The following is a 26,522-nucleotide window of genomic DNA, read 5'->3' on the forward strand; positions in this document are numbered from 1 at the left end:
ACATTAGCAATTGGCTCGGCTCAGCGGTACAACCGTGTTAGGCCCGCGGATACAACCGGCCTTTATTTATAATTACGGATCAAATCGTTTGGCTGCGATTTGATCTTTTTATTTGTTTTTATAAGAATAACACAGGTAGAACAAATGTTCCAGTATAAAAGTGTAAAATTATTACTTTTTTTGAAAAATCAGCTCTGATAAAAAGTATTGTTGATTTTCTTAAAGACTAAAGGGGCAGGTTAGCTAGGGAGCCGTAGTGTTTTCCAAACTTTTTAAGAGTCATATGATATAATTATCCAAAAAAGGATAATTTTATTTGAGCGCGCTAATTATCTCTATATATTTAACTATTACACTTTTATCGCTTACTTTCGCTGGACCTTATTCTCCATTGGTGGGACTTGCAGTTGGATTGCCATTACATATACTAATATTACTTACACAAATATATAAAGAATTAAAAGTGATATCTAAAAAACTATACGAATAATTTTGTCAACTCTACGTTCTGTGCAGTAGACATGAGCTATGGTTAAACCAAAAAAAGAAAGGGGTGAAGTTCTTTGGGTTACAAGTGATATGGTATATCAACTTATTATGTTTGTTTTGTTGATTGGGGGGATTTTTGCTGTTTACTTTTTTGTTCGTTCTCTTCTTACAAGGTCAAAACAAACCAATAAAATAGAACAAAAACTTGATAGAGTAATTGAGATGCTTGAAAAGGATAAAAGAGATTAATTTCTTTTAATCCTTTTCTTTTTTTGTTCCACACAGGCCACTCTATCGGCGCAGGTTAGTCCAATAAGAAGCCGAATATACTCTAGTGATTTCATCTAGTGCAAAAAAGATTATTGAGCAAATAACCGCAAAGATAAAGAAACCTCCTGGGTCAATAAAGTATGTAGCCAATCCAAAACCAATATGTATTACTCCAGATAACCAGAAACGAATATTGAAATACTTCATTGAAATAAATTCAGCAATGAGTGAGACTGGTAAGCCATAAAAGAAATTTCCCATTAAACTATAAAAAAGTACAATAAGAATAATCTGAAAGAAATCTCCATCTAATTTAAAGGATGGTTCTTCAAAAATCGAGACAAGAAATAAACCAATAGTAAAGGTTAATGATGAGTAGAATGCCACTTTAATTTTTCTGAAATGGTCTTTAAACAGAAGCTTTCTAATCACAGGAAATAAAAACGCAATCGTTATTAAAGCAAGTAAAGTTTTAATTATGATCGGTGTAGTTGAAACTAGTACTATTGTCAACAGAACAAGCATGGAGAAAACAAGAATATAAGAATTTCCTTTTATCATAAATACCTCGAACCTTTTTACCTTCATTGTACAATAAGCTGAAGTTAGTAGGATATTACAAAACAATTATCATCTTCACAGAGATAAATCCTTTTTGAATGTTCGTATTATTAGTGATAAGGTGTCCGGCAGTTCGACGCTGCGTCAGGTGAAGGTGTATGAAATTTCAAAACAGTAAAAATACGCTGTTAAACTGTTTTATTTCGGATCAACTAAGGGTGGATAAAAAAGTTTTCGGTGATTTTGTGTCAATATCCTAATTAGAACATATGTTGAATTAACCCATTTAATTTTTTCCTCCTAAAACAAATAAGGAGATGTTTCTATTGTCAAATTGTGGTCATGAATCAAATTGCGGTTGCGGTAACGATGTTGGTGGATTTGGTGGCGGTTTCGCTTTTATAGTCGTTTTGTTTATCCTTTTAATCATCGTTGGAGCTGCTTGTTTCGGCGGCGGCGATGGAGGTAATGGTGGCTGTTATCCCGTTCAAGGATATGGCGGTTTCTGCTAACAAATGTATAAAGAAAAGCCGACCTTTATTGGTCGGCTTCTTTTATTGCTGATTTTATACTATCGCGAAGTAAGCTTTATGACTGATTCGATAATCATATCCCAGTCTTCACTATGAATCTCATGCCCTGATCCATCAAGAGTCACTAATTCAGCGTGAGGGATGGCTTTCGCAAGAGCAAGTCCGTGCTCGTATGGCAGGGCTGGATCTTCTGTGCCGTGAATGATGAGGACAGGTATGGAAATCTCACCCATTCGATCGAAATATTCGTCTCCGCCAGCAAGCATGGCATGATTGAATCTGCTCGGTAGCTGTTTGGCACGGTCAGCCTCTCTTTTTGCCAGTTTATGCATTCTTTCCTGCTCATAAGGTTTGGAACCGGCTAAAGTTTTCCAGCCATCCGCAAGATAAGCGATGACCGTCTCCCGATTTGACCAATCAATGGAAGCACTTTTTGCATGATGATCCAATATGCTCTGATCCATTGGAGGCAGTTTTTCCATTACTGTCCCGAACACGCTTGATGCAATTAGCGTAAGCGTATTTACGCGTTCCGGATATCTTAAGGCAAGAATCTGGCCGACCATACCGCCTAGGGACATTCCAACGATAGAAGCCCGCCCTATGGAATAAGCGTCCAGGACACCAGCGGCATCGTCAGCCAAATCCGTTATTGTATAGTTGGAGGTACCGGGTTCATAAACGGTAGACCGGCCCAGATCCCGATGATCGTAGCGAATGACAAATCTCCCCGAATCGGCAAGGCGGAGACAGAAGTCATCATCCCACCAGTCTAATGAAGACATCGCTCCCATGATCAAAAGCACGGCAGGGTCCTTAGGGTTTCCAAAACTTTCAGTACATATATCCACTTTATTTATTTTCAGTATCTGTTCACTCATGTTTTTTACCTCCGTATTAAATATTATCCAATAGCCGTTACCATGGCGCAGATCAATATATACTTTCCGGAGCATGATGATTGGCCTGCGCTTTTAATTATCGCAGTCTAACCCACTTAATAATCATGACGAGGCCTCCTTTTAATAGTTGTAAAAATGGGAGGTCTCCCTATATTACTGTAACATGGGGGATTTCTTTACGCCACCAAATTTTCCCACATTTCCATGCGGACAGAAAACCCCGAATACAGAGCACCTTTTTTGGTGCAATTTATTCGGGGTTTTTAAAATGCATTTTCGTTTTATTGAGCTGTATATCCGCCATCTAACACGACTGCCTGGCCTGTGACGCCCCTTGCTTTGTCGCTTGCTAGGAAAATGGCGTAGTCGGCAATTTCACTTACATCGAGTAAGCGGTTTTGTGGGACAAGTGGATAGATGACCTCTTCCAAAACGCTTTCCAGAGGAACTTGTCTTGTTTTCGCCAGGTCCTCCAGTTGACCGCGGACGAGAGGCGTGTCCACGTATCCTGGGCAAAGGGCATTGACTGTTATGCCAAAAGAGGCGCTTTCCAAGGCGGCTACTTTCGTCAATCCGATTACACCGTGTTTGGCACTGTTGTACGCTGCTTTGTTGGCGAATCCAATCAGACCGTTAATGGAAGAGATGTTGATTATCCTGCCGAAGCCCTGTTCTTTCATGATGGGCAAAACGTTCTTAATTGAAATGAACGGCGCGGTCAGCATGATTTTGATCATCAGTTCGAATTTTTCAGTTGGAAACTCTTCAATTGGTGCAACATGCTGAAGGCCGGCGTTATTGATGAAAATATCTATTCGTCCGTATTTGTCTTTAGCTTGTTTGATTAGTTGGATAATATCATCTTCACTTGTTACGTCAGCTTTTAAGCCGATAACCTCCAAGCCGTTGTTCCTAAGGTCTTGAGCAGCTTTTTCAACTGTGTTTTGATCAAGGTCGGACAAAACGACCTTTGCACCATTTTCAGCAAATATCTTTCCAATCTCAAAGCCGATCCCTCTAGCGGATCCGGTAATTATCGCCACTTTATCTTTAACCATATTACATTCCTCCAATAAAAAATGTAATGGTCCAGGTCTGTCATTTTATGTCGTAAACAGGGAATATTTCACAGAGTAAGCTCCATTGGAAATATAAAGGGAAGGTTATTAAAAATATGATTTAGGTTAATGAGTAAGAGTCTATCATGATTTTCTTGATAACAAAAGAATTTTATTTCCCCTTATCGTTGGCATGGATATTGCATATATAAAAAGGCGAGTAAATAAAGGTAATTGAAACGGAAAGGGGAAGCTGGATGATTAAAAAAATAGCCATTATCGGTTCTGGTGTAATGGGGAGTGGAATCGCTCAGTCTTTTGCAGTTAGCGGGTATTTCGTCACCATTAACGATATTAAGGATGAGTTGCTACACCGTGCCCAAAATCGAATTTCTGAGAATCTATCATTGCTCATCGAGGAAGGGGTTTTGACTGATCAGGAAAAGCAAGTAGCTTTAGCCCATATTACATATAGCGTGGATTTGGAAGGGGCAGTAAGAGATGCTGATTTTATCATTGAGGCCATTCCGGAAGTCATCGAGCTGAAGTTGAATCTATATGAGCAAATGGAGGAAATAATCAAACCGGATGCCATTGTTGCCTCCAATACATCGACCTTTCCAATTTCTCAATTGATGGAGAAGGCATCGTTTGCGGACCGAATGATCATCACGCATTTCTTTAATCCTGGCCATTTGGTTCCATTGGTTGAAATTGTTAAGCATGACGAAACAAAGCCGGAAATCGTAAAGACAACAATGGATTTGATGCGTAAAATCGGCAAGTCTCCGATTCTCTTGAAAAAAGAAATAGCAGGATTCATTGCCAATCGTCTCCAGACTGCCTTGATGCGGGAAGCCTTTTATCTATTAAAAGAGGGCGTTGCCAATGCTGAGGATATCGATACAGCGATAACGGCTGGACCAGGTTTTCGATGGGCATTCACCGGACCGATCGAGATTGCTGACTTTGGCGGTCTGGACACTTGGCAGCGTGTTTTCGATAATGTTGCACCGGCATTGGATCAGAGTAAGGAAGCCCCTGATTTGATTAGTGATTTGGTGGCCGAGGGAAAGCTTGGGACGAAGTCGGGAGAAGGGATTTTTACGTATGAAGAATCTACCGTTTCCCAGAAAATCAATGAGCGGGACCGTAATTTTATTAAACTGGGAAAATTAAAAATGGAGAAGGAGGAAGTGTTATGAGAGAAGTAGTGATTGTAGGGGCAGCAAGAACACCAGTTGGTGCGTTTGGAGGCAGTCTTGCCAATGTTTCAGCGGTCGACTTGGGAGTCGTGGCAGCTAAGGAAGCGATTAAGCGGGCAAATATCTCGGCTGATTTGATCGATGAAGTATTGGTTGGGAATATTCTCTCTGCTGGATTAGGGCAAAATGTGGCACGTCAGGTTGCGATTCATGCAGGGATTCCGGAAACAACGCCGGCCATGGCCATTAATAAACTTTGCGGATCTGGCCTTCGTACAGTCATAATGGGAGCGCAATTCATTGCCCTTGGAGATGCTGATGTGATTCTTGCCGGGGGTATAGAAAGCATGAGCAATGCTCCGTATTTACTTCCAAATTATCGTTTTGGGCAGAAAATGGGTAATGCCGAAGCGGTGGATTCAATGACTTATGACGCCTTAACGGATGTGTTTAATCAATATCATATGGGTGTGACTGCAGAAAATATCGCCGAGCAGTGGGAAATCAGCCGTGAAAAGCAGGATGAATTTGCTTTAGAGAGTCAAATGAAAGCTGAAAAGGCGCAGCTTGAAGGACGATTTGCAGATGAAATCGTACCTGTTGAATATAAACGCAGAGGAAAGACGATCTTGGTTGACCAAGATGAACACCCGCGTCATGGGCTGACGTTAGACCAACTTACGAAGCTGCGTCCTGCTTTTAAGGAAAATGGAACGGTTACGGCAGGAAATGCATCCGGAATCAATGATGGGGGTGCGATGTTGGTCCTGATGTCTAGAGAAAAAGCAGACGAGCTGGGATTGGAAGCATTAGCAACCATCAAGTCATATGCAAACGCCGCGCTTGATCCGAAAATCATGGGATACGGTCCAGTTCCTGCGACAAGGAAAGCTTTGGCAAAAGCAGGATTGACAATAGAAGATATTGATTTGATGGAAGTGAATGAAGCCTTTGCGGCACAGTCACTCGCCGTGCTTAAGGACCTTGAACTGCAGCCGGAGAAAGTGAATGTGAATGGAGGGGCGATTGCCCTGGGTCATCCGGTAGGCGCTTCCGGTGCCCGCATCTTAGTGACTTTATTGTATGAAATGAAGCGCAGGGATGCAAAAACCGGCCTTGCCACCTTATGTATCGGTGGCGGGCAAGGAACTGCGCTGATTGTGGAGCGGTAATGACTTGGCCTCATTTTCCTATGATATAATGGAGGAAACTTCAGACGGGTTAAGGAGAATAGGAATGGTCAGCGATAATAAAACTATTCAATTGGAATTAGTGAAAGCGATATTGGAAGAATTGCCTTTTGGTGTTTTGGTGACGAAAAACGAAAAAGAAATCGTTCTAAGCAATCGCGTATTATCTGAGGCTTTTGCTGAGAATCAATTTGAGATGCAAATAAAATTGATTTTAGAAAAAAACCTTGTACCAGTTGTAAATACTCCGATCCGCTTGAATGATAATAATGGGATTGTCAGAAAAGCCATCATTCAAATGGGTGATGAGGAGTATCAGATTTACCTCCTATTGTTTACAAATAATAAAAGTGATTTTCTTAATATCGATAATCATGAAGAACTTCTGTTTAAGGATATTATCGAGTTTGCTTATGATGGCTTGGTGATGGTTGATACGGAAGGGTATGTCCAAATGCTGAGCCACGCTTATGCGGATTTTCTTGGGGTCGATCAGGAAAGCTCGATAGGGAAACATGTAACGGAGGTCATTGAAAACACCCGTATGCATGTGGTCGCCAAAACTGGCAAGCAAGAGGTCGCTGAATTACAAAAAATTAAAGATAATTATATTATTGCGACCCGCTCCCCGATACGGAAACAAGATAAATTAATAGGAGCGGTCGGAAAGATCCTTTTTAAGAATGTCGGGCAATTTACCGCTCTTTCCAAGCGGATAAATTCACTTGAAGTAGAGCTGAAAAAGTACAAAGGCGATTTTCGCGAGAGAAATAAGGCCTCATATACGTTTGATCATTTGATGGGAAGAAGTCCTGCTTTCATGGAAGTGAAAGGTCAAGCCAAAATTGCAGCTAAAAGCGACTCGAATGTGTTGATTTTGGGCGAAAGCGGAACAGGTAAGGAGCTGTTTGCCCATTCCATTCATAATGATAGCAGACGCTCCATGGGCGTGTTTGTCAAAGTGAACTGTGCCGCCATCCCGGCAGAGCTGCTGGAGTCAGAGCTTTTTGGTTATGAAGAGGGTTCTTTCACTGGTGCAAAAAAGGGCGGAAAAGCAGGTAAGTTCGAAGCGGCTGAAGGCGGAACGATTTTTCTCGATGAAATCGGTGAGCTGCCACTGCATATGCAGGTGAAGCTGCTCCGTGTTTTACAAGAAAAAGAGATTGAGAGAGTAGGTTCTACGGGAAGTATTCCGATTGATGTACGGGTAATCGCTGCAACGAACCGTAATCTGGAGGAAATGGTCTCGAAAGGGGAATTCCGGCTTGATATGTATTACCGGTTGAAGGTCTTGCAAATCCAGGTTCCTTCCTTAAGGGAGCGACCGGAGGACATTGAAATACTGGGAAATCATTTTGTTGAAAAGTATCAGAACCTTATGAAAAAACGCGTAATGGGAATGAGTGATCAAGCATTACGGCTGCTTCGTCTTTATAAATGGCCGGGGAATATTCGTGAGTTGGAGAATATCATTGAACGCGCAATGAATATTGTTGAAGAAGGGGAAATGATACGTTCCAAGCATCTCCCTAAAGAAATAACGGGTCATAAAGAATCAGTATCGATCCGTACCTTAGCTGAAGTAATGGATGAAACGGAACGGGCTGCAATCGTTTCATGCTTGGAAATGACCTCAGGCAATAAATCAGAAACGGCAAAGAGACTCGGAGTTAGTCGAACAACGCTGTATGAAAAAATGAATAAATATGGTTTATGACTGCAGAAAGTGCCCTTTAGCTCAAGGGCACTTTTTTTATACTTTTTAACCTCCTCTTAAGAATAGATACACATTTGTGCATATTTTTCACTAGCAAATATTTGCGTGTGTTAGGAAATCCGTACATAAAACGAAAGGAAATTTGAAAGTTGTAAGAAAAGTCTTACACTTTTTTAAAGTTAATACTTAGGTGTACTGAAACCTTGACAGTTTTAAGGGACTTTAGCTCTTAAAAGGGAAATAAACTGTTGGAAAAGGCTTTAAAGATGAGATTTTTCATTGCATTAAAGTTGGCACAATAATTGCATAATTACTTAGTGAATGGCCTATCTGTCATTTTATACTGTTTTTTCACGTAAAATGAAGAGGGATTTCGTAATTCAGCAAATTGTTGAAAGCGTTCTCAAAAATTGGAAGATCATTCAGCCTGACTTGGGGAAGGCAGGCTTGGATGGTAAAAGCGGAAAGATTAAAAATGTGGAATTTAGGAGATTAATAGTTCTATTTAAATGCTGCCGAAATAATTTTGGGGCAAGGGGAGAAAAGGGGGAATTGAGTTGGTGATTCAAATTTTAGCCATTGTTGTGGCGCTGGGACTTTTAATCTTTTTAGCCTACCGGGGCTATCCGGTCATTATCATAGCGCCGGTTGTTACTTTACTGGCGGTCATCTTATCCGGTGGACACTTGCTGCCGAGTTACACAGAGACATATATGACGTTTGCGGCTAACTATATAAAAGCGTTTTTCCCGATATTTTTATTAGGGGCCGTATTTGGAAAAGTCATGGAGATGAGCGGTGCAGCTGCATCCATCGCCAAGACCATCGTAAAATCACTAGGCTCAAAGCAGGCCATTCTTGCTGTAGTGCTGGCGTGTTCGGCGCTGACATATGGCGGGGTTTCATTGTTTGTAGTGGCATTCGCCGTTTATCCATTCGCAGCGGCAATTTTTAAAGAAGCAGACATTCCAAAAAGATTATTGCCGGGAACGATTGCATTAGGTGCTTTCACTTATACGATGGATGCCCTTCCTGGAACACCTCAGATTCAAAATATCATTCCAACGAATTATTTCGGAACAGATACGTATGCAGCTCCAGTAATGGGGATTATTGGCGCGATCATGGTATTTACAGGAGGAATGATCTGGTTAGAGCGTCGCCGTAAACAAGCGTTGGCAAATGGTGAAGGATACGGGGAAGGACATATTAATGAGCCAGAAAGTGCAGAACAGCAAAACCTGCCTAACTTTTGGCTGTCCATCGTACCGCTCATCCTTGTCGTAGCATTTAATTTTGCTTTCAGCCGCAGTGCCATTTCGGTTAAGCACTGGTATGATGCATCGATGTTGAAGGAAACTTTCAACATTGCGGATGTAAGCACTGTCACTTCAACCTGGTCTTTGATTGTGGCACTGACAATCGGTATCATTGCAGCGATGCTTCTGAATGTTGGACGCATCAAGGTCAAATTGGCAAGTGGATTAACAGCTGCGGCAATGGGATCATTGCTTGCGATATTCAATACCGCTTCTGAAGTTGGTTTTGGGAATGTTGTGAAAACGCTACCTGGATTCTCGGTCATTCAAAACTGGGTGTTCAATGCAAGCGGTAATCCACTTGTATCCGAAGCTATTGCCGTCAATGTGCTGGCAGGGATTACCGGATCTGCATCTGGTGGACTTTCGATTGCGTTGGAAGTAATGGGAGGTCACTATTTGCAGGTGGCCCAAAGTGTCGGAATCACCCCGGAAATGCTTCATCGAATTGCATCCATGGCATCTGGCGGAATGGATACACTGCCGCATAATGGTGCCGTCATTACCTTACTTGCCATTACTGGACTGACACATCGTCAATCTTACAAGGATATCTTTGCGATTACGATTTTAAAAACAGTGACCGTGTTCATCATAGCTTTTGCAACATCACTGTTTATTTAATAGAATAGTATTAAGAATGGAGATGATGGAAAATGAGTAAATTATTAACATCTTTTGATAGCGCTATTCAACAAATCGAGGATGGAGCAACCATTATCGTAGGCGGGTTCGGATTAAGCGGAATACCAGAAAAACTGATCATTGCTTTGCGTAACAAAGGTGTAAAGGATTTGACGATTGTCAGCAACAATTGCGGTGTCGATGACTGGGGTCTGGGTCTATTGCTTGAAAATAAACAAATCAAAAAAATGATCGCTTCTTATGTTGGGGAAAATAAGTTATTTGAACAGCAATTTTTAAGCGGCGAGCTGGAGGTCGAACTAGTTCCCCAAGGAACGCTGGCCGAGCGTTTAAGAGCGGGCGGAGCGGGAATTCCTGCCTTTTATACAGCTACAGGAGTAGGGACGGAAGTGGCAAAAGGTAAAGAACATAAAGAGTTTGATGGCCGCACATACATTATGGAAAAAGGAATAGTCGGAGATTTTGCCTTTGTAAAAGCCTGGAAAGCAGATCATTTCGGTAATCTTGTATATCGGAAAACGGCAAGGAATTTTAACCCTGTCGTTGCCACCGCAGGGAAAGTCACGCTTGTCGAAGTGGAGGAGCTTGTGGGCACAGGGGAGCTCGATCCGGATGAAATTCATACTTCAGGAGTTTATGTACAGAAAGTGCTTGTAGGGAATGACTATGAAAAACGAATTGAAAGACTTACAACTGCTAACGCATAAAAAAGGAGGAGTATCGAATGACTAGACAACTAATTTTAGAACGGGCCGTTAAAGAAATCCAAGACGGTATGTGTGTAAATTTAGGGATTGGAATGCCGACCTTGATTGCCAACATGATCCCGAATGACTTTAATGTCATGCTTCAATCGGAAAATGGCTTACTGGGAATCGGTCCTTATCCACAAAAGGATGAAGTCGATCCGGATTTGATCAATGCAGGAAAAGAAACAGTAACCGCAAAAGCAGGGGCATCATTTTTTGATAGCGCTGAATCGTTTGCAATGATTCGCGGCGGCCACATCGATCTAGCCATTTTAGGCGGGATGGAAGTTTCCGAAAATGGGGACTTGGCAAACTGGATGATTCCAGGGAAGATGGTAAAAGGAATGGGAGGAGCGATGGACCTCGTCCAAGGCGCAAAACGTATTGTTGTCATCATGGACCATGTGAACAAGCATGGGGAATCCAAAGTGAAAAAAAGCTGTACATTGCCATTGACGGGAGAAAAAGTCGTCAATTGCCTGATTACCGAACTGGCTGTTTTTCAATTTACAGAAGCTGGCATGGAATTGATTGAACTGCAAAATGGCGTAACACTTGATGAAGTGAAAAGCAAAACAGAGGCCGACTTTACAGTTAGCCCCTCTATTGAAATTAAAGCGTAAGTTAAAGAGAATAATAAAATAATACATGATTAGACTGCTTTCATTCGCAAACGGGCGAACGGAAGCAGTCTAATTTTTTTTGTGGAATTCCCTTTCTATAATGATGGAACGACAGGCCTTTTCACCTCAGTTATCAATACTTGGCAGACAGTCGGCGGAAAGGGAGCTGGTTACTGAAAGAGGGTATTTATAATGGATTTCCACTCCAGGCACTCGCTTTCCGCGGGCGGTCCGGGAGCCTCCTCGACGCTTCGCGCCTGTGGGGTCTCCCTTGGACGCGCTTTTCCCGCAGGAGTCTCGTACCTTCCGTTCCAATCAACTGGAGCTTCTTTTTTAAGAAATATTGTAGGAAAACTGGCTCTTCTTCTCCAATTCGTCTACAGTCTGGCGGTTTCATCAATTTTTCGACAAAAGGAGTTTCGAATTGCACTCGCCCCGAACCAAGATTTTAAAAGTAAACTTGATGTTTTTTACTAGTCTATACCGATGCAACCCTCAATAGATAGAAGAAAATTGCGACACTCCTGCCGAAAAACTGGCTAGCCGAAACCCCGCAGCCGTTTACCGGCGAGGAGGTTTGGCAGACAATCGGCGGAAAGAGAGCGGATTTCTGAAATCAGCTGGAACGTTTTTTACATATTACTTCTCTTCTCTAATAAATGAGATATTTTCCTAACTCTGCTACTTTTCCGTCAAAAAGGCTTATATAGAGTCTGATGGGAATTTAAAAGGAGGGATGACAGTGAAAGTAGCATTACGGACATTATTGGAGCGATCAGTGAAAAAGATGGGCAAAGGGATGAATCCTGTTGTGAAGGCATCAGCATTGGAAATGGTCGAACGTGCTTATAATGAAGGAATCACGGTACAGATAAGTGCAGGTTATCGCTCTTTGGAAGAACAAGCCAACCTTTATGGTCAAGGACGAGTTTACAGCTACAAAGGAAAAAACTATAGTAATCTAGCTAAACCGATTGTGACGAAGGCTAAGCCTGGGCAATCCTATCATAATTATGGACTGGCTATTGACTTCTTCATAGTGAGTGATGATGGCAGGAGAGCGATATGGACAGTTAATTCAAAATGGCAGCGAGTGGCTGCCATAGGTAAGGATTTAGGATTTAAATGGGGCGGCGATTGGAGTTCATTCAAGGATTACCCCCACTTGGAGATGACAGGCGGGTTATCATATACACAGTTACAAGCAGGAAAAGATCCCCGCCTTACCTTCAAATTAGAAAAAAGGGAAATGCAGAAAACCGGCAAAGGAGATAATCATATCATTTCGATTCAACAAACGTTAAATGGCCGATATGAAACGAATATTGAGTGTGATGGGTTTTATGGTCCCAAAACTCGAACGGCCCTTATAATAGGTTTCCAAACGGAATTGAATAAGCAATTCAATAAAAAGCTTGTTGTCGATGGAAAATGGGGACCTAAAACCAAAAATGCGATCGTCACCATAAAAAAAGGCGCAAGCTGCAATATCACATGGATCCTGCAAGCAACTCTCAATATGAAAGGATATAACCCTGGGCCCATTGATGGAGAATTCGGAAAAAATACCGAGACGGCATTATACAAATACCAAAGAGCAAGCGGGATATCCGCAGATAAGCTTGCAGGTAAAGAAACATGGAATGATTTGTTTGCTTGATATAGAATCCATACTGTTAGCAGAAAGTTAAAGCTGTGGCAAGAGTGCACCAACTGCCTTTTTTCATTACTTACTAAATATTAATTATGGATTGCAAAGTTCTTAATATTCCTTTAGAGTACGTACCTGTCGCTATTTTAGTATGAGCTTCCTTGGCTTCTTGAGTTGCATTCCCTACAAGGTAGCCATGTTTAACACTTTTTAACATGAGCAAATCATTTCCGCTATCCCCGAAAGCAAGGGCATGCTCCCGACTCAGCCCGAATTTGTCTAGCATAAATCGTACAATCTCATTTTTACCAGTACCTAATGGGATAAAGTCTATATCATAACTATCTTCAGGATCGCCGGCAAGGGGATTACAACGATTGATATTTACCCCTATCCCATACTCTTTGGCCACCCTCTGGATGGTGGATAGGTTCTTCTTGTCGACAGATTCATGTTGTATTTGATAATAATAATTTCTTTTATAGCGTGAACTTCCCATTTGAGTCTGAGGAATCAATGGTATATTGCCGTTGAGTAGAACATTATAAATTTCATCGACTTTCCGTTTATTAAATTCTTCGATATTAATCTGTGAATGCCAATCTGGATCATTTTCCAAAAAGTTATTTTCTGAGAAATAGGTGATTTCGGTACCTAAGTCACTTGCAATAAAATGGGGAAAAAATCTGAATCCACCATGTTCCATTTTATGTAATATTGATTCGATACTACTCCCTGTGACCCAGCCAAAGACAAGTTCTTCATCATTACTTTTTGCTTCTAAGTAATTTTCAAGTTCATATAAATCTTCCTGTCTCTCGTGACTCATGTGAGGATAATAGGTTTCATCAAAATCACAGAATACAATGTATTTTGGGTCATCAACCTTTGGCAATAACTGAAACCCGCCCTTTTTATTCAATAACATAACAATCCCTCCATTAGCTAAAAATATAACTTTTTAAAATACAACTCATCAGTAAAATTTTGTTAATATATTAGGAACGGTTTAATAATAACTTCTGAAATCGATAACATGTCAACCACTTATTACAAGGATGGGATTAAATGACGAGAATTAGCGAGATAGCCAAGATATGTAATGTCTCTAAAACAACGGTATCCAGAGTCTTAAATAATCATCCATATGTATCGAAAGATAAAAGGGAACAAATCTTAAAGGTCATGGAAGAGCTTGATTATGCACCAAGTTCACTAGCCCGGAATTTTAGGACAAATAAAACCCAGACCATTGCAATATCAGTCCCAAGTTTCGATCATCCATTCTTTGCCCAATTGGTTAAAGGAGTATCTCTAGCAGCCTTGGAAAATGATTATAAAGTGCTTATTTTTCAAACCTTTTATGATGCGAAAAATGAATTAGATGTTATGGGAAAATTAAAGAATAGAGAAGTAGATGGGGTTATTTTAGGAGCGTTAGAAAATGAATGGAATGTAATCAAGCCTTATTTGAAATACGGCCCAATTTTACTGTGTAATGAATACCATCATTCCGCCTCTATACCAATTATTGGTTATGATGAATTCGAAGCGACATACAAAGCTGTTAATCATTTAATAAAAAAAGGCCATAGGAAGATAGGTTTTTGCTACGATACTTCTTATAGTCAGGCTCAGATTCAAAGAAAAGAGGGGTTTTTAAAAGCTTTAGCGGATAATAATTTACTACATAATGAAGACTGGATATTTGGGCATGGATTTAATATTGAAGATGGATTCCGTATTTGTGATGAAATATTAAAATTAAAAGAAAAACCTACTGCTTTATTTACTGGAAATGATCAGGTCGCAGCAGGAATTATTAAAAAGGCAGCTATGTTGGGCTATAAAATACCGGAATACCTAGCTATAGTTGGTTATGATAATCAATCTATTTGCCAAGTCACAACCCCCACCATAACCACAATCGATATACCAATTATGGAATTAGGACAACGCACTGTAATAGAATTGATAAAATATTTAAGTAATGATTTGAAATTAAAGCGAGACGTTATTAAATTGCCTACCAAACTTAAAATCAGAGAATCAACCTAACCATCATTAAGATATAAAACTTCATATTCAGGTTTTATCCTTTGAGCAGTATATGAATGGTTAGCGGATGGGGTGTAATCCGACCTATCTCAGGAAAAATCCGACCTACCCTGGCAATAATCCGACCTATCTCAGGAAAAATCCGACCTACCCCGGCAATAATTTGACCCACGCGGAAATAATTCGACATACTTCAAGCTTATCCGTCCTACCCGGGAATAATTCGACTTTCCCGGGAAATAATTCACCTAAACCCAGCATAATTCGACTTCCCCTGGCAAGAACTCATTCAAGTTCGAGGCACCAATCATTGCATCGCATAAAGCTCCCCAGTGGGTATTCGAATTCACATTCGGAGATGAGGATGAAGCCGAGCTTGCGGCAAATCGCGTTTGATGCAGGATTATTGATGGAAGGGAAAGCGTGAATATATTTGTATTTTCGTTCGGCTATGATTTTCTCTATCAGTGCCTTCACGGCATGAGATGCGATTCCTTTTCCTTGGAAGGAAGGGAGGACGCTCCAACCGATTTCATACACATTTTCATCGTTCCACACTTTTTGCCAGTAGCCAACGGAGCCGGCCGCCGCTGCTTCTGGAAATGAGTTGATGCTAAACATGCACCCTTTATCTCCAATCTGTAGATACCGTTGATGGCGTTTCAGGATTTGTTCATTACTTTCTGGTCCGCCAAGATGTTCCATCATTTCTGGGGCATTTAGTTGAAATAGTAATTCAAGGTCTTTATCTTCCCACGGTTTAATTTCTATTTTCGTTTCTTTGCTTCGTTCTGTAATCCGACTCACCCCTAGAATTTTATATTTTCTTATATAATCTTCTTGGCTTAATGCGAGATTCCTTTATTTGACCTTAGTATTCTATTGCCTTTGTGTTGAAGTTTGATTTTAATAAGATTAAAGAGATGAATGTTTCCCATTAAATGCTATAATTTACAGGTGATTCTATCAAATGGCAGAGAACGGAGATGAAGAAATGAAATCTTCAGTAAATCAGTTTTCCACTCAATTTGAATGGATATTGAATGTGATCAATGTGGGTGTCCATATTGTGAATAAAGATGGGGATACGGTTTTTTACAATGAAATGATGGCACATATCGACGGGCTTGATCGTGAGCAGGTGCTGGGGGAGAATATTTTTCAGCTTTATCCTTCATTGACTGATGAATCCAGTACGCTGCATGTAGCATTGGAAAAAGGCAATGAAACGATTGAGTCCATTCAAACATATGTCAACTTAAAGGAGAAAAAGATAACGTCCATCAATAGTACGTATCCTTTGTATGAGGATGGTGAAATCATTGGTGCAGTGGAAATCGCAAAGGATATTACGAAGGTCATGAATATGTATGACCAAATTGTCGATTTGCGTTCCCAGCTGGCCGAGACCCATAGGAAAAATAAGTTCTCTGAAGGGACGGCGACCTATCATTTTAGTGATTTGATTGGTAATAGCCCTGCTTTTCAGCAAGCGATTTCCTTGGCGAAAAAAGCGGCCCGTACACATTCCCCAGTCATGATTTATGGACCAACAGGGACAGGGAAGGAACTTGTCGCTCAAAGTATACATAATGTAAGTGCTCAGCGAAATCAGCCATTCATCGCGCAAAACTGTGCGGCTGTTCCCAAGGAATTGATGGAGGGGCTGCTGTTCGGTACGACGAAAGGGGCTTTTACCGGAGCGATGGATCGCATGGGCATTTTTGAACAGGCAAATGGCGGTACCCTTTTCCTTGATGAGCTGAATAGCCTCGACCTCGGCCTGCAGGCAAAATTGCTCCGAGTGCTACAGGAAGGTGAGGTGCGCCGTGTTGGAGGTTCGAAAGAGCAAAAGATTAGTGTGAAAATCATTGCTGCGATGAACATTTCTCCAGAAGAGGCGTTGGAGCGGGGAATCATTCGCTCGGATTTATTCTTTCGCCTCAATGTCGTGACAATCCAGATGCCTTCTCTTTCGGAGCGTAAAACGGATATTCCGGAAATCGTCAATCACTTTATTCTAAAATTCAACAAATCATTTTTTACGGAAGTGCGCGGGATCAGTCATAAGGCGATGCAGCGGCTTCTTCAATATCCATGGCCAGGGAACATTCGTGAGCTGGGACATGCCATCGAGTTAACCTTTAACGTCATGGACGCTGGGGAAGATATGATTGATGAACATCATCTTCCTGCTTATCTTTTCCCGTCAGGAAATTATGCTGCAGCAAATGCGCAGAGCCAGCCTTCCCCATTGAAAAACAGGATTGATTTACCTGTCGTTCTTGAAGAAATGGAAAGGGAAATGATCATCAATATGTTCGAGAAATATAACGGGAATATCAGCAAAACGGCAGAAGCCCTCAATATTAAAAGGCAGGGATTGCAATATAAGTTAAACAAGTACGGCATTGAAAAAGTTTATACGGCAGGGTCGAAGGAAACCAAGTGAATTCAGGTTTTTTGGAAACGCTGTCACTTTCTTGATCATGATGTAACGTGAAGAGGGCTCTTGTGTAAAGAGAGCCTTCTTTTTTTATTGCCTGGTGCAAAGAATCTGGCTGCAAAAAATTATGCATAATGAAAAATATCTTGCGATTTTCAGCTAGGTTTACCCCCATTTGCTTATGATTTCCTTGTTATCAATGTTGGCATCATTCTTGCGAGAGTATATAGATAAGTTCTTATAATAAGGGGGCATTATTAATGAATTTGATGGGAATGGATGTAAAACATAAAGAATACCTAGGTGGACGCAGGCATTATAATGATATCGAATTGTGGAAGGATGTAACGGAAGAGCAGTGGAATGATTGGATCTGGCAATTGACCAATACGATTAAAACACTGGATGATCTGAAAAAGGTCGTCAACCTGACACCTGATGAAGAAGAAGGAGTCCGGATTTCGACTCAAACGATTCCATTGAACATTACACCTTATTATGCATCTTTGATGAATCCCGATGATCCTCGCTGTCCGATTCGTTTACAGTCGGTACCGCTTTCGGCAGAAATGAACAAGACTAGATATGATTTGGAGGATCCGCTGCATGAGGATGAGGATTCCCCAGTTCCAGGATTGACGCATCGTTATCCGGATCGCGTTCTGTTCCTTGTAACGAACCAATGCTCCATGTACTGCAGATATTGTACGCGACGCCGTTTTTCAGGTCAGGTTGGCATGGGTGTTCCCAAGAAGCAGCTTGACGGGGCGATTGAATATATCCGGAACACTCCGGAAGTGAGGGACGTACTGATCTCTGGAGGAGACGGCCTGTTGATCAATGATAAGATCCTTGAATACGTATTGAGTAACTTACGTGCCATCCCGCATGTGGAAATCATTCGGATCGGCACACGTGCACCGGTCGTTTTCCCGCAGAGGATTACCGAAAATTTATGTAATATTCTGAAAAAATACCATCCGGTTTGGCTGAATACGCATTTCAATCATTCACTTGAACTGACGGATGAAGCGAAAAAAGCATGTGATATGCTCTCGATGGCAGGAGTGCCGCTTGGGAATCAGGCAGTCATCCTGGCTGGTATCAACGATAGTGTCCATATCATGAAAAAGCTTATGCATGACTGTGTAAAAGCAAGGGTAAGACCTTATTACATTTATCAATGTGATCTATCTGAAGGGATTGGCCATTTCCGGGCGCCGGTTTCAAAAGGATTGGAAATCATTGAAGCGCTGCGCGGCCATACATCAGGATATGCAGTGCCAACCTTTGTGGTGGATGCTCCTGGCGGTGGCGGAAAGATTGCCTTGACTCCGAATTACCTTCTTTCGCAAAGTCCGGATAAAGTCGTTTTACGGAACTTTGAAGGAGTAATCACAAGCTATCCGGAGCCGAAGAATTATGTTGCCGGCAGTGCGGATGCTTACTTTGATGAAGTGTATGGTACTGCGGATAGGAAAGAAGCCGTCGGGATTTCCGCTCTTATGACGGACGAGAAATTCAACTTGGTGCCGGAGGGCCTTCGTCGTCTTGACAAGAGAAAAGCGTATGAAAGCACTGATGAACATGCTTCCTTGAAGGATCGCCGTGATAAACGGGATGAAATGAAGGAAAAATTAAGGTTAGCCCAAGAAAAAAAGAACGCCATGGCCGCCAGTGGCTCGGTGAAATCTGATGGCAAGGAGGAATGAAGATGGACTGCTTATGGTGCAATGCCCCAAACGTAGAAGAAAGTGAAAAGAAGGATTGTTACTGGATCATGCCTGACGGGAAACGCTCAATAAAAGTCCTTCAAGTTCCAGCCTTGAACTGTCCTGAATGTGGAATTTATGTATCTGATTCGATGAATCAAAAGGTGGATGAAGCCTTATCCATATATGATGTGAGTGAATATCCTGACGAATTTACGTATGATCAGCTTCTTCAGGCACCTGTCAAAAAATTATTCAATTGGAAATAAAATGCCGGGAGAAGCGGATGATATGCATCTCTTCTCCCGAATTCTTTAAATAAGGGGGGTACATAATGCCTGTTCAAAAGCTGCCTTTTTTCACCCAAATGGAGACCGGGGATTGTTATACGATGGAGCTCTATCATGATCATGCCAATCAGCGCTTGCGTATGGATGATTATCGGGGAAATATCAAAAAAGGGATCGATCGGGCCCTTGCCATTGCAAAGGAGCAGGGCTTTACAAAAGTGATACTTAAAGCGAGGAATGAAGATTTATCAGCGGCGTTGGGTAAAGGATTCATGCTGGAAGGAATATTGAGCAAGTATTTCAAAGGGAATGATGCTTATTGCATGGCCTTCTATTTAACGGATGAAAGGCGAACAAGCGACTTTTGGGTCAAGGAAGATAAAGTAATCCAAGATGTAAGTGAGATTTCTAGACTGATTGAATCTCAGCAAATACCTAAGGATTATATCCTCCGGTTTGCTACGGTTGAAGATGCAAAAGAGTTGGCGAATTTATATGGTGCCATCTTTGAAACCTATCCTACACCGATGAATGATGAGCGATATATCAAGAAAGTGATGGAGGAAGGCACGATCTTTAGTGTTATCGAATATGAAGGAACCATCGTGAGTGCTGCATCCGCTGAAGTGAATGAGATGTATCACAATGCTGAATTAACGGACTGTGCAACAATTCCCCAACATCGGAAGCATGGTTTCATGAAGGTGCTCATCTCCGCCTTGGAACAAGAATTGTTCAGGAAAAACATTTATTGCTCTTATTCGTTAGCGCGTTCATTGTCAATGGGCATGAACGCCGTCTTTCATCAGCTGGGATATGAATATGGCGGCAGATTAACGAAGAATTGCAATATTTGGGATAAGTATGAGGACATGAATATTTGGGGTAAAGATTTATCCCTCAAGTAGGAGGATTATTTTTATGGCTAAATACACTTGGGTCGATAAAGAAACCTGTATTGCGTGCGGGGCATGCGGTTCAACAGGTCCTGAGATTTATGACTATGACGATCAAGGGATCGCTTTCGTCATCTTGGACGATAATCAAGGGATTGCCGAGGTTCCTGAGATTCTGCATGATGACATGCAAGATGCTATGGAAGGCTGCCCTACAGAATCCATCCTGATTCAGGATGAGCCTTTTAGGATAGGTTCCTTTTAAAAACTTAATATATTGATAGATAATGTGTACGAACGTTAAAAAGGAGAGATGACATGACACGCAATTATTTGATTAAGCCTACTTTAGATCATGACTATCCCACTATCTCTCATGGGAATGGAATTTATCTTTATGATACAGATGGAAAGCAGTATATAGACGGATCATCAGGTGCTGTTACGGCAAGTATTGGCCATGGTGTAATGGACGTTGTCGATGCAATGACGGAGCAGGCCCGCAAAGTTTCTTTTGCATACAGGTCTCATTTTACGAGTGAAGCCGCAGAGGCATTGGCCAAAAAGCTAAGTGATTTGGCTCCAGGGGATTTGAATTGGTCATTTTTCGTGAATAGCGGATCCGAAGCGACCGAAACGGCGATGAAGATAGCGATTCAGCATTGGCAAGAAAAAGGATATGAGCGTAAAAATCGTATCGTCTCCAGATGGACGAGTTATCATGGGATTACGATGGGCGCTTTATCGATGTCAGGTCATGTACCGAGGAGAAAGCGTTTTGTTCCGCTATTGGAAGATTTCCCTAGCATTTCCGCTCCCTACTGTTATCGATGTCCTTATAATAATGAATTTTCCGGCTGCAAGCTTCAGTGTGCAAATGAACTGGAAACAGCCATTCAAAGGGTCGGCTCCGAGAATATCGCAGCCTTCATCGCAGAACCGATCATCGGGGCATCCGCTGGTGCTGTAACACCGCCGGATGGTTACTATCAAAGGATTAAGGAAATCTGCGAAAACTATGACATTCTCTTTATCGCCGATGAGGTAATGACGGGAATCGGACGGACAGGAAAAATGTTCGCTATGGAACATTGGGGAGTCGACCCGGATATCATCGCATTGGGTAAAGGAATGAGCGCCGGTTATACTCCAATGGCAGCCACAATGGTTAGTGACCGTGTCATGGAGCCTATTTTAAAAGGCTCGAATTCAATCATGGCTGGACACACATATAGTGCAAATCCTCTATCTGCAGCCGTTTCATTGGAAGTGCTTTCCTACATTGAGGGAAATGACCTGGTTCAGGCAGCGGAAGAGAAAGGTCAATATCTATTTAAGAAGCTGCAAGGATTGGCTGGGAAATTCGACATCATTGGTGATGTACGGGGGAAAGGGCTTCTCCTCGGACTTGAGTTTGTCTCCAATCGGATTTCAAAAACGCCATTCGACTTGCAAATCGGCCTGACCACTAGGCTTGTCAATAAGGCGTTTGCTAAGGGATTGTTGATCTATCCTGCTGCAGGTGCGATTGAAGGAATCGCTGGTGATGCGGTTATCCTATCTCCGCCATTAATCATTACGAATGAAGAAATCGATCGCCTCGTCAAGATACTGGAAGCTTCCCTTGAAGAGTTGCAGCGTGAATTGCACTCGGAAGGTTTGATTGAGGACATGCAGGCTATTTAGGAGGAACGGTATGAAGCAGGTCATTACGAAGAAAAACAAAATTGTGACCCTGGAAGAAGCACTGGAGCATATTTCCGATGGATGCACGCTCATGTATGGCGGATTTGGCGGAGTGGGGACTCCCCCCACGCTCGTGCAGGGTATCCTGGCCAAGGGTGTTAAGGATTTGACCTTGATTGGCAATGATACAGGATTTCCTGACATTGGCATAGGCCGGCTTGTGACTGCTGAAAGGGCAAAGAAAGTGATTGCCTCGCATATCGGATCCAATCCTAATGCCGGCAGGCTCATGACTGAAGGGAAGCTGCAAGTCGAATTTTCACCGCAAGGGACATTGGCTGAACGGATTCGTGCTGGCGGTGTAGGCTTAGGCGGGATTTTTGTCGATGTCGGGATTGGTACGATAGCCGAAGAAGGCAAGAACAAGATTGTGATAGAAGGAAAAGAATACTTGGTGGAAACCGCTTTGACGGCTGAAGTAAGCATCGTCCATGCCAAAAAGGCTGATTCGCTGGGGAATTTAGTGTACGACAAGACTGCATGTAATTTCAATCCGCTGGTCGCGATGGCTGGAGCCTTTACGATTGCTGAAGTGGAGGAAATCGTTCCTGCAGGCGAATTGGATCCGGAATGTATTGCCACACCAGGCATTTATGTAGATATGGTGATTCCGACAAAAGGGGTGAATTGGAAATGGGCATGGCAGTAGATGTACGAAATCGCATCGCGAAACGCGCCGCCAAGGAAATCCATGATGGACTGATCGTCAATTTAGGCATCGGCATCCCTACCTTGGTGGCAGATCACATACCTCAAGATATCTCTGTGCTGTTCCATGCGGAAAATGGAGTTCTCGGTACCGGTCCAAGTCCTGATCCCGGGAAAGAAGATCCTGCCCTCTGTAATGCGGGAGGTTTCCCGATCACCACTGTACCGGGAGCTTCTTACTTTGACAGTGCAACGGCATTTGGAATGATCAGGAAAGGATACATCGACATCACCATACTTGGAGCCTTGGAAGTGAGTGAAAAAGGGGATTTGGCGAATTGGATCGTCCCAGGAAAGCGGGTGCCGGGGATGGGCGGGGCAATGGAACTTGCCCAGAAAGCCAAAAAGGTGATCGTCCTGATGAATCACGTGAATAAGCAGGGTGAATCGAAGATCTTGAAGACATGTACGCTTCCATTGACGGCAAAGCAGAGTGTGGATTTAATCATTACGGAAATGGCAGTCATGGAAGTTACATCGGAAGGATTGGTGCTGAAGGAAGTCATGACGCCATATACCGTGGATGATGTGATAAGGAATACAGAGGCAACATTGAAAATCCAAGCTGCCGTCACCACCATTGAATAAGATTATGTGTAATTAAGGAGGATAAACGTGCCGGATATAAAAAAACGGATAAACCAATGGATCAAGGATAATCGGGAAGAAGGAACAAACCTTTTGCAAAAAATGGTACAAGCCCCGAGTACGCAAGGAAATGAAGCAGGGGCACAAGCCATCGTCGCCCAAAAGCTGCAGGAAATGGGTTTGCAGATCGATAGTTGGGAACCTGACGGCGGCGAGCTGAAAAAGCATTCTTATTTTTATTCCCCGCGCAGTGAATTTTCCAACAGCCCCAATGTGGTAGGTATCATGAAAGGGACTGGAGGCGGACGTTCCATCATACTGAACGGACACATCGATGTGGTTCCGGATGGAGACCGGGATCAGTGGGACGACGACCCATATAGCGGAGCCATTAAGAATGGAAGAATGTTTGGACGCGGAGTAACCGATATGAAGGGTGGAAATGTATCGCTGATCCTTGCGATGCAGGCATTGAAGGAAAATGGCATCCAATTAAAGGGAGATGTCATTTTTCAAAGTGTGATTGAAGAAGAAAGCGGCGGGGCCGGAACATTAGCAGCCGTCCTGAGGGGATATAAAGCCGATGCTGCCCTGATCCCTGAGCCGACGAATATGAGGATTTTCCCGAAACAGCAGGGTTCGATGTGGTTCCGAATCTCTGTTAAAGGACGGTCAGCCCATGGCGGAACAAGGTATGAAGGCGTTAGTGCGATTGAAAAAAGCATGACCGTAATCAATCATATCCGTGCCTTGGAAGAAAAGCGAAATGCACGTATCATTGATCCGCTTTATCAGAACACGCCTATTCCGATTCCGATCAATCTTGGTGTCATTGAAGGCGGTAATTGGCCGTCATCCGTTCCCGACCTTGTGAAGGTCGAAGGAAGGATGGGCGTTGCGCCAGAGGAAACGATGGAGCAGGCGAAGGAAGAAATGGCCGCCTGGTTATTGCAGCTGGAGGAAGTGGACCAATGGTTCAAGGAAAACCCGGCCGTATTGGAATGGTTCGGGGCACGCTGGGTACCAGGTGCAATTGATGTAGAGCATGAACTGATGAATGCGCTTGTTCATCAATATCGGCAAGTTGCCGGACAGGACCCGGTCATTGAAGCATCCCCTTGGGGAACGGACGGGGGATTGCTGACACATGTCGGTGAAACGCCTGCAATCGTTTTCGGGCCAGGAGTAACCGAGGTTGCCCACTATCCAAATGAATATATCCTGCTGGACAACGTATTCTCCACAGCGGAGATCATTGCCCTTACTTTAATTCAATGGTGCGGAATGGAGACTGAGCAGGATGGGGTCACACAGGCAGGGAATAGGGAGACGATACCAGGCAATGGCAATTAAACTGGATAATATCCCAGCAAGTAAAGCGAAAAGCGGTTATTAAAAAAACTTTTTACTATTTCTTGAACTTTTAACTTTAAAAGAAAATGAGGTAGGAACCATATGGACATGAATCTCATTGATAATCAAGAACCGACAGTTAAAAGGCAACTGAAAGCAAGGCATATGACCATGATTGCCATCGGCGGTTCAATAGGAACCGGATTATTCCTGGCAAGCGGGGCAACCATCCAGAGTGCAGGGCCCGGTGGTGCCCTCGCTGCATATGCCTGCATTGGAATCATGGTTTATTTCCTGATGACGAGCTTAGGGGAAATGGCGACATATATGCCTGTGTCGGGATCATTTTCCACCTACGCCACACGCTTTGTTGATCCCGCATTCGGCTTTGCACTTGGCTGGAATTATTGGTTTAACTGGGCAGTAACCCTTGCTGTGGAAATAGCTGCAGCAGCCATCATCATGAAATTTTGGCTCCCTGATGTACCCAGCCTTATATGGAGCGCATTGTTTCTTGGAATCGTCTTCACCCTCAACGCCCTATCCATTAAAAGCTATGGTGAATCTGAATATTGGTTTGCCTTAATAAAAGTCGTCGCCATCATTTGCTTTATCATTATTGGTTTATTGACCATATTGGGGGTTTTTGGCGGAAAGGTGATCGGATTTGAAAACTTCACCATGGATGAGGCACCATTCAAGGGAGGATTTTTATCGATCATCTCAATCTTTCTAATCGCGGGATTTTCTTTTCAAGGCACAGAACTGGTTGGTATTGCTGCCGGAGAAAGTGAAGAACCCGAAAAAAATGTTCCGAATGCGATCCGCCAAGTATTTTGGCGCATCCTCTTATTTTACATCGGGGCCATCCTGATACTCGGTCTCTTAATACCTTATACGAGTCCAAGTTTGTTGAACGGAGATGTCGAAAACATTTCTGTAAGCCCTTTCACACTAGTCTTTGAACGGGCAGGACTGGCATTTGCGGCATCAGTCATGAATGCTGTCGTGTTAACCTCCTTACTATCTGCAGGGAACTCGGGGCTATATGCATCAACGCGGATGTTATGGTCGATGGCAAAAGATAAACAAGCTCCCAAATTCCTGGCCAAAGTCAACCGCAGGGGAATCCCGATGAATGCTTTGATCATCACGTCCTTAATTGGAGGACTCGCCTTCTTGACCTCCATTTTCGGGGACCATGTATTTACATGGCTATTGAATGCATCCGGGCTGACTGGTTTCATCGCCTGGATTGGAATCGCCATAAGCCATTATCGCTTTAGACGTGCCTATGTTGCACAAGGTGGTGACCTAAACGAATTGAAATATAAAGCAAAATGGTTTCCATTCGGTCCGATTCTTTCATTCGCCCTGTGCATGCTCGTCATTGCAGGACAGAATTATGAAGCATTCCTAAGCGGCAGCATCGACTGGTATGGCGTCGCTGTCTCCTATATCGGATTGCCGATATTCCTGGTAGTCTGGTTAGGATACAAGTTTTATCATAAAACCAAATTAATATCATTAAAAGATTGTCAATTCGATAAATCAGATGTGGCTTGATACCAATGGAAAAAACCTGAGACCCCTTTAGGGACTCAGGTTTTTTTATGGGGATTTGTATCGAAATCCGGTTATATCTGCGGAAATCCGGTTATATCTCCGAAAAACGGAATATATCTGCGAAACCCAGTTATATCTCCGAAAATCCGGTTATATCTCCGAAAATCCAGTTATATCTCCGAAAATAGGAATATATCTCCGAAAATCGAAATATATCTCCGAAAGCGGAAATTATCTATTAAAGTTC

The 26,522-nt window shown here is 42.6% G+C and carries 25 protein-coding genes; 20 read left to right on the forward strand and 5 right to left on the reverse strand.

The features are described from left to right. Positions 1–528 precede the first annotated feature (528 nt). Entirely contained in the window at positions 529–738 is a 210-nt protein-coding gene (locus ACQKMF_RS01620; RefSeq protein WP_427571533.1) for a DUF4083 domain-containing protein, read from the forward strand. A 42-nt stretch (positions 739–780) separates the two neighbouring features. Here the strand turns inward: ACQKMF_RS01620 and ACQKMF_RS01625 are convergent, their stop codons facing one another. Then, positions 781–1,320 (reverse strand): hypothetical protein, encoded by a 540-nt coding sequence (locus tag ACQKMF_RS01625; RefSeq protein WP_427571535.1) that lies wholly within the window; start codon positions 1,318–1,320, stop codon positions 781–783. A 326-nt stretch (positions 1,321–1,646) separates the two neighbouring features. Here ACQKMF_RS01625 and ACQKMF_RS01630 point away from each other — a divergent pair, with 326 nt between their 5' ends. After that, a complete protein-coding gene (locus tag ACQKMF_RS01630; RefSeq protein WP_286141416.1) occupies positions 1,647–1,832 on the forward strand; it encodes a YjcZ family sporulation protein in 186 nt (61 codons plus the stop codon). A gap of 59 nt (positions 1,833–1,891) precedes the next feature. On the opposite strand, the gene ACQKMF_RS01635 is transcribed toward ACQKMF_RS01630, so the two are convergent. Further along, on the reverse strand, positions 1,892–2,734 hold the full coding sequence (locus ACQKMF_RS01635; protein ID WP_427571537.1) for an alpha/beta fold hydrolase: 843 nt from the start codon (positions 2,732–2,734) through the stop codon (positions 1,892–1,894). 302 nt (positions 2,735–3,036) lie between these two features. Beyond that, positions 3,037–3,813, reverse strand: a complete 777-nt coding sequence (locus ACQKMF_RS01640; RefSeq protein WP_101223195.1) for a 3-hydroxybutyrate dehydrogenase — start codon at positions 3,811–3,813, stop codon at positions 3,037–3,039. A gap of 257 nt (positions 3,814–4,070) precedes the next feature. Between ACQKMF_RS01640 and ACQKMF_RS01645 the strand changes: the two genes are divergently transcribed. The 7 genes from ACQKMF_RS01645 to ACQKMF_RS01675 all read left to right on the forward strand — a co-directional run bounded on the left by ACQKMF_RS01645 (position 4,071) and on the right by ACQKMF_RS01675 (position 12,921). Further along, positions 4,071–5,018, forward strand: a complete 948-nt coding sequence (locus ACQKMF_RS01645) for a 3-hydroxyacyl-CoA dehydrogenase family protein (RefSeq protein WP_427571539.1) — start codon at positions 4,071–4,073, stop codon at positions 5,016–5,018. After that, on the forward strand, positions 5,015–6,190 hold the full coding sequence (locus tag ACQKMF_RS01650) for an acetyl-CoA C-acetyltransferase (protein WP_402939463.1): 1,176 nt from the start codon (positions 5,015–5,017) through the stop codon (positions 6,188–6,190). Before ACQKMF_RS01645 ends, ACQKMF_RS01650 begins: the two co-directional genes overlap by 4 nt. Positions 6,191–6,254: 64 nt before the next feature. Continuing rightward, positions 6,255–7,925, forward strand: a complete 1,671-nt coding sequence (locus tag ACQKMF_RS01655) for a sigma-54 interaction domain-containing protein (RefSeq protein ID WP_427571542.1) — start codon at positions 6,255–6,257, stop codon at positions 7,923–7,925. A 557-nt stretch (positions 7,926–8,482) separates the two neighbouring features. Beyond that, a complete protein-coding gene (locus ACQKMF_RS01660) occupies positions 8,483–9,868 on the forward strand; it encodes a GntP family permease (RefSeq protein ID WP_402939459.1) in 1,386 nt (461 codons plus the stop codon). A gap of 32 nt (positions 9,869–9,900) precedes the next feature. Continuing rightward, positions 9,901–10,596 carry a CoA transferase subunit A gene (locus ACQKMF_RS01665; RefSeq protein WP_034309718.1) on the forward strand — a complete coding sequence of 232 codons (696 nt, stop codon included), beginning with the start codon at positions 9,901–9,903 and terminating at the stop codon, positions 10,594–10,596. 17 nt (positions 10,597–10,613) lie between these two features. Next, positions 10,614–11,261 carry a 3-oxoacid CoA-transferase subunit B gene (locus tag ACQKMF_RS01670; RefSeq protein ID WP_427571544.1) on the forward strand — a complete coding sequence of 216 codons (648 nt, stop codon included), beginning with the start codon at positions 10,614–10,616 and terminating at the stop codon, positions 11,259–11,261. 742 nt (positions 11,262–12,003) lie between these two features. Then, positions 12,004–12,921 (forward strand): peptidoglycan-binding protein, encoded by a 918-nt coding sequence (locus ACQKMF_RS01675; protein ID WP_427571546.1) that lies wholly within the window; start codon positions 12,004–12,006, stop codon positions 12,919–12,921. Between the two features lie 73 nt (positions 12,922–12,994). Here the strand turns inward: ACQKMF_RS01675 and ACQKMF_RS01680 are convergent, their stop codons facing one another. Next, positions 12,995–13,840, reverse strand: coding sequence for an HAD-IIB family hydrolase (locus ACQKMF_RS01680; protein WP_427571548.1), 846 nt, complete (start codon positions 13,838–13,840; stop codon positions 12,995–12,997). 140 nt (positions 13,841–13,980) lie between these two features. On the opposite strand from ACQKMF_RS01680, the gene ACQKMF_RS01685 reads away from it, so the two are divergent. Further along, the gene (locus ACQKMF_RS01685) at positions 13,981–14,970 is read left to right on the forward strand and encodes a LacI family DNA-binding transcriptional regulator (RefSeq protein WP_230178218.1); all 990 of its coding nucleotides are present in this window, start codon (positions 13,981–13,983) and stop codon (positions 14,968–14,970) included. Positions 14,971–15,255: 285 nt separating this feature from the next. Here the strand turns inward: ACQKMF_RS01685 and ACQKMF_RS01690 are convergent, their stop codons facing one another. Beyond that, positions 15,256–15,768 carry a GNAT family N-acetyltransferase gene (locus ACQKMF_RS01690; protein ID WP_427572393.1) on the reverse strand — a complete coding sequence of 171 codons (513 nt, stop codon included), beginning with the start codon at positions 15,766–15,768 and terminating at the stop codon, positions 15,256–15,258. Between the two features lie 172 nt (positions 15,769–15,940). On the opposite strand from ACQKMF_RS01690, the gene ACQKMF_RS01695 reads away from it, so the two are divergent. The 10 genes from ACQKMF_RS01695 (at position 15,941) to ACQKMF_RS01740 (ending at position 26,275) form a co-directional block, all read left to right on the forward strand. Beyond that, positions 15,941–17,422 carry a sigma-54 interaction domain-containing protein gene (locus ACQKMF_RS01695; RefSeq protein ID WP_230178220.1) on the forward strand — a complete coding sequence of 494 codons (1,482 nt, stop codon included), beginning with the start codon at positions 15,941–15,943 and terminating at the stop codon, positions 17,420–17,422. A 269-nt stretch (positions 17,423–17,691) separates the two neighbouring features. Continuing rightward, a complete protein-coding gene (gene ablA, locus ACQKMF_RS01700) occupies positions 17,692–19,128 on the forward strand; it encodes a lysine 2,3-aminomutase (protein WP_214745095.1) in 1,437 nt (478 codons plus the stop codon). A 2-nt stretch (positions 19,129–19,130) separates the two neighbouring features. Beyond that, positions 19,131–19,397: a YokU family protein gene (locus tag ACQKMF_RS01705; RefSeq protein ID WP_063232442.1), complete on the forward strand. Its 267-nt coding sequence runs from the start codon at positions 19,131–19,133 to the stop codon at positions 19,395–19,397. Positions 19,398–19,462: 65 nt separating this feature from the next. Next, positions 19,463–20,326 carry a putative beta-lysine N-acetyltransferase gene (gene ablB / locus ACQKMF_RS01710; protein ID WP_427571551.1) on the forward strand — a complete coding sequence of 288 codons (864 nt, stop codon included), beginning with the start codon at positions 19,463–19,465 and terminating at the stop codon, positions 20,324–20,326. Between the two features lie 13 nt (positions 20,327–20,339). Next, the gene (locus ACQKMF_RS01715) at positions 20,340–20,579 is read left to right on the forward strand and encodes a ferredoxin (RefSeq protein ID WP_328177501.1); all 240 of its coding nucleotides are present in this window, start codon (positions 20,340–20,342) and stop codon (positions 20,577–20,579) included. Between the two features lie 53 nt (positions 20,580–20,632). After that, on the forward strand, positions 20,633–22,000 hold the full coding sequence (locus tag ACQKMF_RS01720; RefSeq protein WP_101223180.1) for an aspartate aminotransferase family protein: 1,368 nt from the start codon (positions 20,633–20,635) through the stop codon (positions 21,998–22,000). 10 nt (positions 22,001–22,010) lie between these two features. Continuing rightward, positions 22,011–22,709, forward strand: coding sequence for a CoA transferase subunit A (locus ACQKMF_RS01725; protein WP_402939436.1), 699 nt, complete (start codon positions 22,011–22,013; stop codon positions 22,707–22,709). Then, positions 22,694–23,356, forward strand: coding sequence for a 3-oxoacid CoA-transferase subunit B (locus ACQKMF_RS01730; protein WP_427571554.1), 663 nt, complete (start codon positions 22,694–22,696; stop codon positions 23,354–23,356). Before ACQKMF_RS01725 ends, ACQKMF_RS01730 begins: the two co-directional genes overlap by 16 nt. Positions 23,357–23,383: 27 nt before the next feature. Further along, the gene (locus tag ACQKMF_RS01735) at positions 23,384–24,709 is read left to right on the forward strand and encodes a peptidase (RefSeq protein WP_427571556.1); all 1,326 of its coding nucleotides are present in this window, start codon (positions 23,384–23,386) and stop codon (positions 24,707–24,709) included. A gap of 102 nt (positions 24,710–24,811) precedes the next feature. Continuing rightward, on the forward strand, positions 24,812–26,275 hold the full coding sequence (locus tag ACQKMF_RS01740; protein ID WP_402939427.1) for an amino acid permease: 1,464 nt from the start codon (positions 24,812–24,814) through the stop codon (positions 26,273–26,275). Positions 26,276–26,522 lie beyond the last annotated feature (247 nt).

This window comes from Peribacillus sp. NPDC101480 (genome assembly GCF_050277335.1).
Classification (GTDB): domain Bacteria; phylum Bacillota; class Bacilli; order Bacillales; family DSM-1321; genus Peribacillus.